We start from the raw sequence: 13584 nt of genomic DNA, 5'->3' as shown, positions 1-13584 counted from the left end.
GACAAGAGTGATTCGGCCATTGTCTATTCCGAGCCCTCAGCCTGAGCCTTCACCCGAGCATAAGCGCGCACGATACGAGAGACGGTACTCTTGCTGATTCCCGTATAGCGTTCAATCTCGCGCACCGTGTAGCCGCCATCGTGCAGGGAGAAAATGATTCCATCTCGCCGCGACGGTGCTACGGTCTTGAGTTCGTTGAGCGGCACGCCCAAGCGATTCGCCATCTTGTCGGCAAACGCACGCCGCTCCCACTCCGTCTCATCCATATCGTGAATCACCGGATCGGAACCATCTGGCATCGACAGAGAATAATCCAGAAACCCCTTGGCAGACTCAAAGAGCTCGAGCACGCAAGAAGGGTCGGAAAATCCCCTCGTCGTATCGTTGTCATACGCTCGTAGATACTCGGCAAAGCTGCTCCACGGATAGCGCTCGATCAGGGCGATACCCGCCTCCTGCGGATTAGCGTGAACATAGCGAATGGCAGCCATTAGATAACGGTCGGTATCGAGCGAGCGCCGGTCAAAACGGTTCTGGAACAGATGGCCCGTGCGCCCCGTGCGTTTATTGAACCGCCGCGCGTACGTCAAAAGCAGCCGGTGCATCGCCGCGCTCATCGCGTCCTCGTAATCTGCAAGCACAAGATGCACGTGATTGCCCATAAGGCACCAGGCGATAACCGTCACACCCGCCTCGCGGCAGCAGTCGCGCATCAGTTCCAAAAACTCCCACCGGTCTTCGTCGCCCTCAAAGATGAGCTGCTTGCCCGTACCGCGGGCACAGACATGGTAAAAGCCGGTAACCGTTCTCCAAACGCGCTGCATGGCGCTCCCTTCGCCGGGATCTGCTTGCCATCTAATACAGCACGATTGAAGCGTGCCATCAAAACATCCACGCAAAACAATGGACTCGCGCGGCCAAAGGCGGTAAATAGGCGGCGAACGGCACCGTTGCAACAGGTCAGCCCCCGCAACGCATACAAGAGCTGACCAAAAGCTTGCCCAAGACGAACCCCCTCTACGGAAGTTCGCGACCACAGAACATAGAGTTAAACCGTTTCAATTTAAACTTCCGGACTTCTCGCTACGAAAACTGAGCCGTTCGCCGAATATTCCGTGCATTTCGCGGTATTATAGGGGCTGCATGTCATGTCCCTTTCGAAGGGTCGCCCGGCAATCGCCAGCCACGACCCCCAGACGGGACGCCAACACGATAGAGAGGAGAGGCATGCAGTACTCACAGGAAGTGGAGAACATGTGCCCCGTTGCCAAGGGTGCATACCACGGCCCCGCACCCATCCCCGAGGAGGGCAAGTGGGTCCAGGCTAAGGAGATTTCCGACATCTCCGGTCTTACGCACGGTGTGGGTTGGTGCGCACCTCAGCAGGGCGCCTGCAAGCTCACGCTGAACGTCAAGGACGGCATCATCGAGGAGGCCCTCGTTGAGACCATCGGCTGCTCGGGCATGACCCACTCTGCCGCCATGGCTTCCGAGATCCTTCCCGGTAAGACCATCCTCGAGGCCCTCAACACCGACCTCGTCTGCGACGCCATCAACGTTGCTATGCGCGAGATCTTCCTGCAGATCGTTTACGGCCGCAGCCAGACCGCGTTCTCCGAGGGCGGCCTGCCCGTGGGCGCCTCCCTCGACGACCTCGGCAAGGGCCTTCGCTCTCAGGTCGGCACCATGTTCGGCACCAAGGCCAAGGGCGCTCGTTACCTCGAGCTCGCTCAGGGCTACGTCACCCGCATGGCTCTCAACGACAAGAACGAGATCATCGCATTCGAGTTCCTGAACCTCGGCAAGTTCACCGACGCCGTCAAGGCCGGCAAGACCCCCGAGGAGGCCATCGCTGGCGCTATGGGCCACTATGGTCAGTGGGAGAACGCTGCCAAGTACATCGACCCGCGCACCGACGAGGAGACTCACTCCGTCGCCAGCGTGTTCCCGGTTCACGAGTAGAAAGGGAGGGAAATAACTATGACTGTTACGTTCGAAGGTTACGAGCGCCGCGCTGACAAGATCAACAAGTGCCTCGCCGACAACGGCATCGCCTCCCTCGAGGAAGCCCTGCAGATCTGCACCGACAAGGGCTTCAACCCGCGTGAGATCGTCAACAACACCCAGTCCATCGCCTTCCAGAACGCCGAGTGGGCCTACACCCTCGGTTGCGCTCTCGCTGTCAAGCGTGGCGCCAAGTCCGCTTCTGAGGCTGCCGCCATCATCGGCGAGGGCATCCAGGCCTTCACCGTTCCCGGCTCCGTCGCCGAGGACCGCAAGGTCGGTCTGGGCCACGGCAACCTGGGCGCTATGCTGCTCTCCGACGACACCGAGTGCTTCGCCTTCCTGGCTGGCCACGAGTCCTTCGCTGCCGCTGAGGGCGCCATCGGCCTGGCTCTGAACGCCAACAAGGCTCGTAAGAAGCCGCTGCGCGTTATCCTGAACGGTCTGGGCAAGGACGCCGCCCAGATCATCGCCCGCATCAACGGCTTCACCTATGTGAAGACCCAGTTCGACTACTACACGGGCGAGCTCAAGGTCGTCGAGACCATCCCCTACTCCGATGGTCCCCGCGCTGCCGTTAACTGCTACGGCTCCGACGACGTCCGTGAGGGCGTTGCCATCATGTGGCACGAGAACGTCGATATCTCGATCACCGGTAACTCCACCAACCCCACGCGCTTCCAGCACCCCGTCGCTGGCACCTACAAGAAGGAGCGCATCGAGGCTGGCAAGAAGTACTTCTCCGTCGCTTCTGGTGGCGGCACTGGCCGTACCCTGCACCCGGACAATATGGGCGCCGGCCCTGCCTCTTACGGCATGACCGACACCATGGGCCGTATGCACTCCGACGCCCAGTTCGCCGGTTCTTCCTCCGTGCCTGCGCACGTTGACATGATGGGTCTCATCGGCATGGGCAACAACCCCATGGTCGGTGCCACCGTCGCCTGCGCTGTCGCCGTCGAGGAGGCCCTCAAGGCCTAATCGCGCCCGCGCGATGCTCATATAGTTGAGCTTTAGAGCCGCTACCCACCCGGGTAGCGGCTCTTTTTTCTTCCAGAGGGGTAGCTAATTTGGGACGGGGCTATTTTAGCTACCCCGTCGCAAGACCATCTACTACCGATATATCAGCTGCAGGGGAATATGAGTTGCAGCGAGACGGAACCATCACGCGCCCATGACGCCCACCTGCCATATTTGCCCTTTACCGATTTGCCGAGTCTTTGCGGCCCCATTGCCGATCACCCATGCGACAATGCGCCGGACGAGAAAGGAATCCGATGGAATCGACTGATGTACTGGTAATTGGATCTGGCATTGCGGGCCTTTGTGCCGCTATCGAAGCGGCGAGCGCGGGCGCGACCGTTGCCGTCGCAAGCGCCGGCAAGACCATGAGCGGATCGAGCTTCTTCCCGGGCACCTGGGGCCTTGGTCTTATTGGCCCCGTCGACGAAGACGACGAACAGGACCTCATCAGCACCATCCAGACCGTTGGTGGCGGCGTTGCCGACCCTACGCTCGTCCAGACGTTCGTCCACGGCATTCCCCAGGCAATTGAATGGCTCGAGCAAGACCTAGGCGTTGAGCTCCAGCGTCCGCAAAGCGCTGAGAGCGCTCAGCAAAAGCAGTTTATCCCCTGCTTTGACCACAAGACGCGCATGTGGCGCGGCCTCACCCGCAAGCCCCTTGAGGACGCGTGTACGGCCCGGATCGAATCGCTCGGCATTCGCCTGCTCCCCCGCCATGAGCTTATCGACCTTGTTGAGGACACAACCGGGAAGATTACCGGCGCCGTGCTCTACGACCGCGCAAGCGAGCATCTCGTGCCTATTGCAGCCAAGGCCATTGTCATCGCTGCGGGCGGCACAGGCGGCCTGTTCGAGCGCAGCCTCACTTCCGCCGACGTGCTCAGCTCATCACAGGGAATCGCGCTGGCGCACGGTGCGTCCCTTACTAATATAGAGTTCATGCAGATGATGCCCGGCTTCATCGAGCCTAAGCGAAACCTTGTCTTTAACGAAAAGACCTGGCGTTACGTACATGTAGACCAGCCGGTCGATATTGCCGACGGCAAGCTGGACGGTCTGCTTGAGCAGCGCTCCGGATATGGCCCTTTCACCTCGCGCTTAGCCTCCCGCGCCATCGACCTCGTCATAGATCAGGCAGGTGCAGAGGGCTTGGCGCTCCACTACGACTTCCCCCGCGAGGACGTCCCCGAGTTTGTGCAGACCTTTGCCACCTGGCTACAAGACGAGCACGGTATCGCGCCGAGCGACGAGATGCGCGTGGCGATGTATGCCCACGCCGCCAACGGCGGCATCAGGATCGACAAAACCGCGTACACGGGCGTCGAGGGCCTCTACGCCTGTGGCGAGGCAACAGGCGGCATGCACGGCGCCGATCGCATTGGTGGCCTGTCAAGCGCCAACGGCATCGTGTTCGGACGCATCGCGGGCGCATCGGCGGCCCTTGCAGCGCGGAATGCACCTGAGGTGGCCCCGAAGGCGGATATCGACCTCCCCCACTACGGCATTGCCACAACAGACGCCGAGCACCTGACCCGCAGCCTCAAACACACAATGAGCACCTACTGCATGATCAACAGGACCGAAAGGGGCCTCTCCACAGCACTGCAGGAGATTGAGAGCCTGGAGACGGAAGCAACGACTCTGAGCATGCGAAACGCTCATGACAGCCAAGTCGCAGCCCTTGCCCGCCCGGAATCGCAGATTCAGCTAGCAAAAGAAGTTGTCAAAGCCATGCGCAACCGAACCGAAAGTCTCGGTTCCCATTATCGAGCGGACTAAGTCGAACACCCATCTAAAACAGAGCACAGTTAATCGATATCTATAGGCCCCGTGAGCTCAAAGTGTCACGGGGCCCATTCGTGTCCGCACGGCAGCGTATCCTTATTCTGAATACAGAGCGGACAAAGCCCGCATAGACAATAGACCAGCGAGGAGGAGATATGGACAGTAGAGATATCGAGAAGTGGCGTGTCGAACTTGATAGCTACGCCAATGTGGAAGACGACGTTGAGTATTGGCTCGCACGCGAATTAATGGAGCCCCTCGGATACGCCCAATGGCGCAATTTTGAGACTGCAGTAAAGAGGGCAATGGTATCGTGTGAAGTCAATGAAATGCCTGTTGCTTCCTATTTTGTTGAAACCAGCAAAAAAGTACCTACAGGAATAGGACAAAAAGCAGTCAAAGACTATAAGTTAACGCGCTACGCATGCTATTTAATCGCCCAAAACGGGGACCCAAACAAGCCGGAAGTCGCGCTCGCACAGGCGTACTTCGCCGTGCAGACGCGCCGGTTTTACCGATCCCCAGGGTAGACTCGATCTGTGAAAGGGGCTGTGTCCTTTCGGGTTCGACCCCGTGCGAGGTTAATGGAAAAGACGGCCAACCGAAGTTGAGCGTCTTAACGTACTTTGGTGGGCCGTCAGGGGGTCAGCCTGCTGCGCAGGCGGCCGCTGCGGCGCTTTGCGCCTTGCGCGCTGCGCTGGTAAATGCTCATGCATTTCCTCAGCTTCGCGCCCCGACGGGCTCGACCCCATGCGAGGTTAATAAAAAAGACGGCCAACTTTCGTTGACCGTCTTAACTTGCTTTGGGTGGGCCGTCAGGGGGTCGAACCCTGGACCTTGGGATTAAGAGTCCCCTGCTCTACCAACTGAGCTAACGACCCAAAGATAAAGTCCGTTGTGGCGGACTTTAGAGGAGATATCGTGTGGTGGGCCGTCAGGGGGTCGAACCCTGGACCTTGGGATTAAGAGTCCCCTGCTCTACCAACTGAGCTAACGACCCGATATCAACACGAAGCAAGAACTGGGGTGGGTAAAGGGACTCGAACCCTCGACCTACGGGACCACAACCCGTCGCTCTAGCCAACTGAGCTACACCCACCGTGTCCTGTGCGCTTCGCGCTCGACTATTATTGCAAGGAACGCCACGCGATGCAAGCCCCAATTTTCAAGAATTTTGAAAAGAGTAGTTCGAGACCATTTCAAGCAAATCCCACCGGTTTCATAGGAGTAAACTTGCCCCACCCTGAAGTTCGAAAGGACAAGCATGAAAGAACTCTCCAACCGCACGGCATTATTTACCGATTCCGTCATCCGTCGCATGACGCGCATCTCCAATAAGTACGGCGCCGTCAACCTGTCGCAGGGCTTCCCTGACTTCGATCCCCCGGCGCAGCTGCTCGATAGCCTCAGCACCATCGCCACCGACCCCAAGCCGCTTTACCACCAGTACTCCATCACCTGGGGCTCCCAGGCCATGCGTGAGGCGCTTGCCGCCAAGCAGGAGCATTTTATGGGCATGCCGGTGAACCCCAACGAGAATATCGTAGTCACCTGCGGCTCCACCGAGGCCATGATGGCCGCCATGATGACGGTCACGAACCCCGGCGACAAGGTCGTAATCTTCTCGCCGTTCTACGAGAACTACGGCGCTGACACCATTCTCTCGGGGGCTGAGCCCATCTATGTGCCGCTCAACCCGCCCACCTTTGACTTCGACCGTGAGGTCCTCGAGGCGGCCTTCCGCGACAACGATCCCAAAGCAATCGTCCTGTGCAACCCGTCCAACCCCTGCGGCAAGGTCTTTACCCGCGAGGAGCTCACCTTTATCGCCGAACTCTGCAAAAAGTACGACGCCTACTGCATCACCGACGAAGTCTACGAGCACATCGTCTACGCGCCCCACGAGCACGTGTACATGGCCACGCTGCCCGGCATGTTTGAGCGCACCATCAGCTGCAGCTCACTGTCTAAGACGTACTCCATCACCGGCTGGCGTCTGGGCTACACCATTGCCCCAGCCCAGATCACCGAGCGCATCAAGAAGGTCCACGACTTCCTCACCGTGGGTGCCGCCGCTCCCCTGCAGGAAGCCGTCGTCACCGCCCTCAACTTCGACGACAGCTATTACGATGAGGTCCTTGACCTCTATACCGCCAAGCGCGACCTGTTCTGCCAGGGACTCGACAGCATCGGTCTTGAGCATAACGTGCCGCAGGGCGCCTACTACGTGATGATGGATATCTCGGAGTTTGGCTATGACAGCGACCTCGACTTCTGCGAGGACCTCGCGTCTAAGGTGGGTGTGGGCGCTGTTCCCGGCTCGAGCTTCTTCCGCGAGCCCGTCAACCACCTCATCCGCTTCCACTTTGCCAAGCGCGACGAAACGCTTATCGCCGCACTCGAAAACCTCAAGTCACTGCGTGATAAAATCGAGCCACGCGGGTAAGGACGACCCAGTAACTAAAGGCACTAAAGAAACCTCGCGAACCCGTTGGGTCACGAGGTTTCTTTTTATAGCGACCTTATTTAGTTTTTAGAGCGCTATACTTAGAGAAGGAGCAACTCGTCCCAGAAAGAGGAACATTATGGCAGAGCAGCAGCTTATCGGAGCGCTCGAGGCCGGTGGCACCAAGATGGTCTGCGCCACGGGCTATGTGGACGGTACGGTCCTAGAGCGCGAGCGGATCGCGACCACGACTCCACAGGAGACCGTCGAGGCCGTCAACGCGTGGTTTGCGAACAAGGGCATCGCCGCGTTGGGAATCGGCGCGTTTGGCCCCACCGCGGTCAACCCCGCTTCGCCGCAGTACGGCAAGATCCTAGAGACCCCAAAGACGGCATGGCGCTACTTTGACCTGCTGGGCAGCATCCAAAACGAGCTCAATATCCCCTGCGGCTACGATACCGACGTCAACGTCGCCTGCCTGGGCGAGGTCACTTTTGGTTGCGCTCAGGGCCTCACCGATGTGGTCTACCTGACCATCGGCACCGGCGTGGGCGCCGGTGTGCTCTCGGGCGGCCAGCTTGTGCACGGCATGATGCACCCCGAGGCCGGTCACATCCTGGTCACGCGCGACCCGCGCGACACCATTGGCGAGCACAGCGCCTGCCCCTTCCACGACAGCTGCCTCGAGGGCCTCATCGCCGGCCCCGGTGTTAAAAAGCGCTGGAATGGCAAGAGCGCCGGAGAGATAGCCGATGACCCGGAGGCCATGGACCTGCTCGCCGGCTATCTGGCGCAGGCACTCATGACCTACACGCTGTGCTATGCGCCGCAGAAGATCGTCATCGGTGGCGGCGTGGCCGACCACACCCCCATCGTGCCGCTCGCGCGCAAGAAGTGCGCCGAGATGCTCAACGGCTACATCGTCACACCCGAGATGGCCGACATCGATAACTACATCGTCAACAACAGCCTCGAGGGCAAGCAGGGCATTATGGGCTGCCTGGCCCTGGGCGCACAGGCGCTTCAGTAGCAGACGCACCCACGGGACGTGGCACGCCCGGCAAATCCGACCTACGGAACGACGCCACCACGCCTCATATAAACCCTCAAATAAAAAAGGCCGCCTAGGACCAAACAATACGTCCTAGGCGGCCTTTTTGGCGCACATCAGCGACCGTAAGAGATATCGGAGCACAACGCCCGTTGCCGCTCCACAGCAGTCGATCATCACATCGGTGATCATGCCGGCGCGTCCCGGCACAAAGAGTTGAATCGTCTCGTCGATCGAGGGAATCAGCAGCAGGAACACCGCCGTGGGCAGCAGCACGTCAAAGGTGCGCCGGCCCTCAAAATCAAACGCATGCGTTGCCAGGATGCCGAGCACCATATACTCGGTAAAATGCGCGCACTTGCGAACAACAAAGTTGGTCACCCATGCATATGGAAGTCCCACGCCGTGCAGGAAACCGCGGATAGCTTCCATGACCGTCAGGCTCAGCGAGCCCGACCCCGAGCCGGGAACCAGCGAATTGCCCCAGATCAAGAGTGCCATCAGGCAGGTCACGACCGCCCATTTTCGATTGATCTTAACCATGCAGAAGTTATGCCTCCGCGCGGAGCGGCGCGAAGCTGGCGGTACCGCCCTCGATAACGCTCAGATAGGCACGGCCCGTACGCTTGGCAGTAGAGGACTGCAGGCGCTCGATCTCTTCTTCTAGGATCTGATTGACGCGCTCGTGACGACGATTTTCCATAATGCCGGCGGCAATAGCCTCGGCCCGCTCAATGCTCTCGCGCGAGATACGGGCGGTATCCTCGGGGAACACAGCGCTGTGACGGCCGACATAGGCGGGGGCAGCAGGCTGAGGGGCAGCGACGGGAGCGGGGGCCGCAACAGGAGCAGGCTCGTCGATCTCATCCAGAATCGCGGTGGCGGCGGCCCACATGTTCTCGTGGCCCGAGTAGTCGGCCATAGGGACATCAACCTCGAGCGAGGCGTCCGGAAGGTCGCCGGTGTCGATGCGATCTTGGGCATCAATCGATGCGGTGATGGCTGCAGGCTCATCGAGGTCATCGAGATCGATGCCCGCAGCACCGGAGATGATAGGCATGCTGGCGAGGTTTGCGTTGTACGGCGCAGCCTCAGCCGCGTGCTGCTGGGCAGGAGCGCCCCAAAGCGAGCTTTCGGCGGCACGGCGGGCGGCAACGGCCTCCTCATCCGCGGCCATGGCTTCATCAACGTACGAATTATCGGCAGAAGCGTTCACGTCCGCCGAGGTGGCGCTGCAGGCGTTATTTGCTGCGGCGTTGGCAACGAGTGCCACGAAAGCCGCCGTGCTGCCCGCAGGGGCGGCCTGGGAGCCAGACACGGCACGTGCCGCGGCGGCGATGTCATCGCGATTGAAGGAGCCAGTCTGCCCGCCATTGGTGAGCTCGTCGATGGCGACTTGATAGACGTCGCGCGAGCGTGCAGGGTCGCAGCTCACCGGCGAATCGTCGTCGAGTATACTGTCGATCATGGACCAAGCCTCCGCCTCGTCCATAGCATCTGCGGCTCGAGCGATGGTAGGGACACCATCATCGGCATGACGGCGCTGGAACGCACCGGTCAGGCCGGAAAGGAATGCCGAGGTAGACTGCTCCGACTGAGTCTGAGAAGCAGAAGCGGCAGCATAAGGAGTCGCATTCTGCTGCTGGGCTGGAATCGAGGCGGTCTTGAACTCGCTTTGATGCTGATTGAGATTGGCGGCACCGCCCATGGCATCGGGCTGGAACAGACGCTCTTCACGCTGCGTACGGTACTCGGAGATACCCAGCGAGGCGGCATAGATACCCACGCCCGCCACCGCGCCCACGGCAAAGGGAACCGCACCCGCCACGACCGTCTCGTTCACCGACGAAAACGGCAGCGTCGCGGCATACATAACCACGGGAGCGGCAAGGCCGATCCCGCACGAAAGTCCGGCAAGGACTGCTCGTTGTGTTGCATCAGAAGAAGCCATGAGCTCTCCCCATCTTCCAGCACCCAAATCGCATCATTCAGTTGGCTGCGCGAGAGAAGATGAAGCGGGGCTATGCCCCAAAGCAACGGTATATGGTTCGTTTCATCTGCGTTTTCCGTCGCGAAGCTTAAAAGCTATTATGCGAAACCGCCCTGTCGATTGCAAGCGACAATGTCGGATTGAAACGGGAAACCTGCTGCTTGCCTGTCTTATGGTTAAAAATAAGCGCGGAGCGGCGATATGGAAAAGGGCCGAGGCTCAAAGCCCCGACCCTTTATCGCATTGATGACTATCGCTGCGCGTGGATGACAACCTAGAACGTCTGCTCGTAGTCACTGTGCTTTTTGGCCGAACGCACCAGGAACTCCTGGTTGGTGTTGGTGCCCTTAAGACCCTTGATGAACGACGCGGCTGCGCGTTCGGTGTTGTTCATGCCGGCAAGAATGCGACGCAGGCCAAAGACAAACGGACGCATCTGCTCGTCGACCAACAGGTCCTCGTTACGCGTACCGGAGGCAACGGGGTCGATAGCCGGGAAGATGCGGCGGTCGGCCAGGTCGCGGTCGAGCTTAAGCTCCATGTTGCCGGTGCCCTTGAACTCCTCAAAGATGACCTCGTCCATCTTGGAACCGGTGTCGATGAGGGCAGAGGCCAGGATGGTGAGCGAGCCACCGTTCTCGATATTACGGGCTGCACCCAGGAAGCGCTTGGGCGGATACAGTGCCGCCGAATCGACGCCGCCCGAAAGGATGCGGCCTGAGGCGGGCGCCGCCAAGTTGTAGGCGCGGGCAAGACGCGTGATGGAGTCGAGCACCACCACAACATCGCCGCCCAGCTCAACAATGCGCTTGGCACGCTCGATGACGAGCTCGGCCACGCGGGTGTGGTTGTCGGCGGGCATATCGAAGGTCGACGCCACAACCTCGCCCTTGATAGAACGCTGCATATCGGTGACCTCTTCGGGGCGCTCGTCGACGAGCAGGCAGATGAGGTGCACCTCGGGGTTGTTAATCGAGATAGACTGGCAGATCTTCTTGAGGATCGTGGTCTTGCCGGCCTTGGGCGGGGACACGATCAGGCCACGCTGACCCTTGCCGATCGGCGACACGATGTCGATGGCGCGACCGGTAATGGAGTCCTTGCCGTGCTCCATGCGCAGCGGCTCGTTGGGATAGACCGGGGTGAGGTCGCCGAACTTGGGACGGTTGCGAATCTGCTCGGGGTCCAGACCGTTGACGGTCGTGATCTTGGCGAGGCCGGCGCGCTTGTCGCCGCCGCGCGAAGGACGCAGCGAGCCCTCGATGACATCGCCCGTGCGCAGACGCGCGGAGCGGATGAGGTAGGCAGGCACGAAGGCGTCGTCGTTGGACTTCATGTAGCCATGGGCGTGGATGATGCCGGAGCTGTCCGGGCGAATCTGCAGAATGCCCTTGATGTCGCGGAAGCCTTCGGCCTTCGCAGCGGTGGTGTAGATTTCCTCGACGAGCTCGGCCTTCTTCTTGCCGGTCGTCTCGATCTCGAACTCCTTGGCCTTTTCGCGCAGCTCGGCGACCTTCATGGCCGCGAGTTCCTCGCGCGAAAGCGTGGGCTCGGTGGGAGCGGCATTACGCTCCTTGTTGCGCTGCTTGCGATCTCGCTGGCGGTTGCGGCGGTCGTTGTTGCGGTCATCCTTGCGCTCGTTGCGCTCGTCGTTGCGCTTGTGCTGGCGACGGTTGGGGCGAGCGCCGTCTTCGCCCTCGGCGGGCGCGGCGCCATCGGTTGCGGCGGTGTCAACATTGGCCGCGACGGCGTCATTGGCCTCGGCGCCGGTATCGACCTGCGCTTCGACATCAGCCTGCTGCTCGGCGGCCTTGGCCCTAGCGGACTTCTTACGGCCGCGCTTGGGTTTCTCGGACGCAGGCTGTTCGACGTCCTGAGGCTCGGCGACATCAGTCGATGCATCGGCGGTCGTCTCGGCGGAATCCTCGGACGCGCCCTTCTTAGCGGCTTTAGCCTTGGACGTGCGCTTAGCAGCGGTGCGACGGCTGCGACCGGGACGGACGTCGGCGGGCTCGGCATCGGCGGGAGCGGCCTCGGAAGTCGTAGCATCCTGGACGGGCGCGTTGGCAGCGGTTGCAGACTCGGCGGTCGCCGCAGCATCCCGAGCGGCGGCGGCTGCGGCTGCGGCCTTCTCGGCCTCGACGAAGGCCTTGGGCTTGCGACCGCGACGGTGCGGGCGCAAAGCCGGATCGACAACGGGAACTTCGCCGGCCTCGACAGGCACAGCAGGCTCAGCAGGCGATGCGCCCTTCCCTGCCGCGGAACGGACCGAAGCCTCAGTGAGCTCGGGGGTTACCTGTTCGGCAACCTGCTCTGCCTTAGCAGCCGTGCGACGGCGTGTGCGCGGTGCCGGCTTCTCGGTCGGCTGGTCGGAGGCAGGGGTCTCGGTGGCGGCAGACGTCTCGGGCACAGACGGAGCTGCAAGCTCGGTCAGAGCCGCGGCCTCGCGCTCGGCAGCACGACGGCGGGCACGCACCACCTGAGCCTCGCTAATCTGCGCCAACGCACGTGCTTGCGCGACCTCATCGGAAATCGGCGCCGAGGAGTCAGTTGCAACGGTGCGCTTGACGCGCGTCGTGCGCGTGGTACGGCGCCTGGGCTTGGTGACCTCCTCGCCGTCAGCGGCAGGCTTGGCCGTGCGGCGCGTGCGCTTGGGCTTTGCCGGAGCAGCCTCCTCACTAGTTGCAGACACGGCCTTCTCAGCCGCTGTAGGCGTAGGCGTCGAAGCAGCCTTGGGCGTCTCAGGAGCCGAGGCTTGCGCGGGCGCCGTGACCTGGTCCGACGCAACCGGTGCAGCGGGAGCGGCCTGCGTCGTCGTTATTTCGTTTTCTTGCTGTTGATCAGACACAGTGTTTGCTCAACTTTCTTTTCAAGCCCTGTGATCACATGCTCCCTGCATAAACCTTCAGGGCGGCTAAACAGTCTAGTTCCGTTCAAAACGACGGACATCATTGATCTGTATCGAGATGATTGCGTCAACTACGCAGCGTTAGTGTAACACAACCGCCGCCACCTGCAACTTAGTCATTGGGGACGTTCTTAAACGACTAGTCAAAAGGGACACTCTTTACAAAGCCGCGGGCGGCGAAATCCAGCTCTCATAAGTTGCGGTGAAAGAGCTCCTGAAAAACCCGGCAGCCGCCCCAAACAGGAACTATTCCACTGCAACTTATATGGAGAGGCCAGCCGAGCCCCCAAAGATCGTAGTGACCACGAGGCACGGGAGCAGAATCGTCAGTCCCAGGATCGACTCGCCACGAATCGCGCCTATCTACTACGTTTG

The 13584-nt window shown here is 60.6% G+C and carries 10 protein-coding genes and 3 tRNA genes; 6 read left to right on the top strand and 7 right to left on the bottom strand.

Annotation, left to right across the window (positions count from 1 at the left end; all coding sequences use genetic code 11):
* Nucleotides 1-23: 23 nt before the first annotated feature.
* The gene (locus DXC90_RS08630; RefSeq protein ID WP_117735614.1) at nucleotides 24-824 is read right to left on the bottom strand and encodes a transposase; all 801 of its coding nucleotides are present in this window, start codon (nucleotides 822-824) and stop codon (nucleotides 24-26) included.
* Nucleotides 825-1227: 403 nt separating this feature from the next.
* Between DXC90_RS08630 and DXC90_RS08625 the strand changes: the two genes are divergently transcribed.
* From DXC90_RS08625 to DXC90_RS08610, 4 genes are all read left to right on the top strand, one after another.
* On the top strand, nucleotides 1228-1962 hold the full coding sequence (locus DXC90_RS08625; RefSeq protein WP_006235554.1) for an iron-sulfur cluster assembly scaffold protein: 735 nt from the start codon (nucleotides 1228-1230) through the stop codon (nucleotides 1960-1962).
* 18 nt (nucleotides 1963-1980) lie between these two features.
* Nucleotides 1981-2985 (top strand): GGGtGRT protein, encoded by a 1005-nt coding sequence (locus tag DXC90_RS08620; protein ID WP_117640944.1) that lies wholly within the window; start codon nucleotides 1981-1983, stop codon nucleotides 2983-2985.
* Nucleotides 2986-3281: 296 nt separating this feature from the next.
* Nucleotides 3282-4808 carry an FAD-dependent oxidoreductase gene (locus DXC90_RS09825; protein ID WP_117735613.1) on the top strand — a complete coding sequence of 509 codons (1527 nt, stop codon included), beginning with the start codon at nucleotides 3282-3284 and terminating at the stop codon, nucleotides 4806-4808.
* Between the two features lie 161 nt (nucleotides 4809-4969).
* Nucleotides 4970-5344, top strand: coding sequence for a BRO family protein (locus tag DXC90_RS08610; protein WP_233502265.1), 375 nt, complete (start codon nucleotides 4970-4972; stop codon nucleotides 5342-5344).
* A gap of 278 nt (nucleotides 5345-5622) precedes the next feature.
* Here DXC90_RS08610 and DXC90_RS08605 read toward each other — a convergent pair.
* The 3 genes from DXC90_RS08605 to DXC90_RS08595 form a co-directional block, all read right to left on the bottom strand.
* A tRNA-Lys gene (locus DXC90_RS08605) sits at nucleotides 5623-5695 on the bottom strand.
* Nucleotides 5696-5738: 43 nt separating this feature from the next.
* Nucleotides 5739-5814, bottom strand: a tRNA-Lys gene (locus tag DXC90_RS08600).
* Nucleotides 5815-5836: 22 nt separating this feature from the next.
* Nucleotides 5837-5913, bottom strand: a tRNA-His gene (locus DXC90_RS08595).
* A gap of 165 nt (nucleotides 5914-6078) precedes the next feature.
* Here DXC90_RS08595 and DXC90_RS08590 point away from each other — a divergent pair.
* Nucleotides 6079-7260: a pyridoxal phosphate-dependent aminotransferase gene (locus DXC90_RS08590; RefSeq protein WP_117735612.1), complete on the top strand. Its 1182-nt coding sequence runs from the start codon at nucleotides 6079-6081 to the stop codon at nucleotides 7258-7260.
* A 139-nt stretch (nucleotides 7261-7399) separates the two neighbouring features.
* Entirely contained in the window at nucleotides 7400-8290 is an 891-nt protein-coding gene (locus DXC90_RS08585) for an ROK family protein (protein ID WP_117735611.1), read from the top strand.
* Nucleotides 8291-8404: 114 nt separating this feature from the next.
* On the opposite strand, the gene DXC90_RS08580 is transcribed toward DXC90_RS08585, so the two are convergent.
* The 3 genes from DXC90_RS08580 to rho form a co-directional block, all read right to left on the bottom strand.
* A complete protein-coding gene (locus DXC90_RS08580) occupies nucleotides 8405-8854 on the bottom strand; it encodes a VanZ family protein (protein WP_117735610.1) in 450 nt (149 codons plus the stop codon).
* Between the two features lie 7 nt (nucleotides 8855-8861).
* On the bottom strand, nucleotides 8862-10262 hold the full coding sequence (locus tag DXC90_RS08575; protein ID WP_117735609.1) for a hypothetical protein: 1401 nt from the start codon (nucleotides 10260-10262) through the stop codon (nucleotides 8862-8864).
* A 313-nt stretch (nucleotides 10263-10575) separates the two neighbouring features.
* The gene (rho, locus tag DXC90_RS08570) at nucleotides 10576-13149 is read right to left on the bottom strand and encodes a transcription termination factor Rho (protein WP_233502264.1); all 2574 of its coding nucleotides are present in this window, start codon (nucleotides 13147-13149) and stop codon (nucleotides 10576-10578) included.
* Between the last annotated feature and the right edge of the window lie 435 nt (nucleotides 13150-13584).

This window comes from Collinsella sp. TF09-1AT (assembly GCF_003436895.1).
Lineage (GTDB): Bacteria > Actinomycetota > Coriobacteriia > Coriobacteriales > Coriobacteriaceae > Collinsella.
Note: the sequence above shows the minus strand (reverse complement) of the source record. Positions and strands in the feature narration are given on the sequence as shown.

What these genes read in the sequence shown, in the direction of transcription:
- DXC90_RS08630 (WP_117735614.1), bottom strand. Translation starts at nt 824, where the DNA reads ATGCAGCGCGTTTGGAGAACGGTTACCGGCTTTTACCATGTCTGTGCC.
- DXC90_RS08625 (WP_006235554.1), top strand. Translation starts at nt 1,228, where the DNA reads ATGCAGTACTCACAGGAAGTGGAGAACATGTGCCCCGTTGCCAAGGGT.
- DXC90_RS08620 (WP_117640944.1), top strand. Translation starts at nt 1,981, where the DNA reads ATGACTGTTACGTTCGAAGGTTACGAGCGCCGCGCTGACAAGATCAAC.
- DXC90_RS09825 (WP_117735613.1), top strand. Translation starts at nt 3,282, where the DNA reads ATGGAATCGACTGATGTACTGGTAATTGGATCTGGCATTGCGGGCCTT.
- DXC90_RS08610 (WP_233502265.1), top strand. Translation starts at nt 4,970, where the DNA reads ATGGACAGTAGAGATATCGAGAAGTGGCGTGTCGAACTTGATAGCTAC.
- DXC90_RS08590 (WP_117735612.1), top strand. Translation starts at nt 6,079, where the DNA reads ATGAAAGAACTCTCCAACCGCACGGCATTATTTACCGATTCCGTCATC.
- DXC90_RS08585 (WP_117735611.1), top strand. Translation starts at nt 7,400, where the DNA reads ATGGCAGAGCAGCAGCTTATCGGAGCGCTCGAGGCCGGTGGCACCAAG.
- DXC90_RS08580 (WP_117735610.1), bottom strand. Translation starts at nt 8,854, where the DNA reads ATGGTTAAGATCAATCGAAAATGGGCGGTCGTGACCTGCCTGATGGCA.
- DXC90_RS08575 (WP_117735609.1), bottom strand. Translation starts at nt 10,262, where the DNA reads ATGGCTTCTTCTGATGCAACACAACGAGCAGTCCTTGCCGGACTTTCG.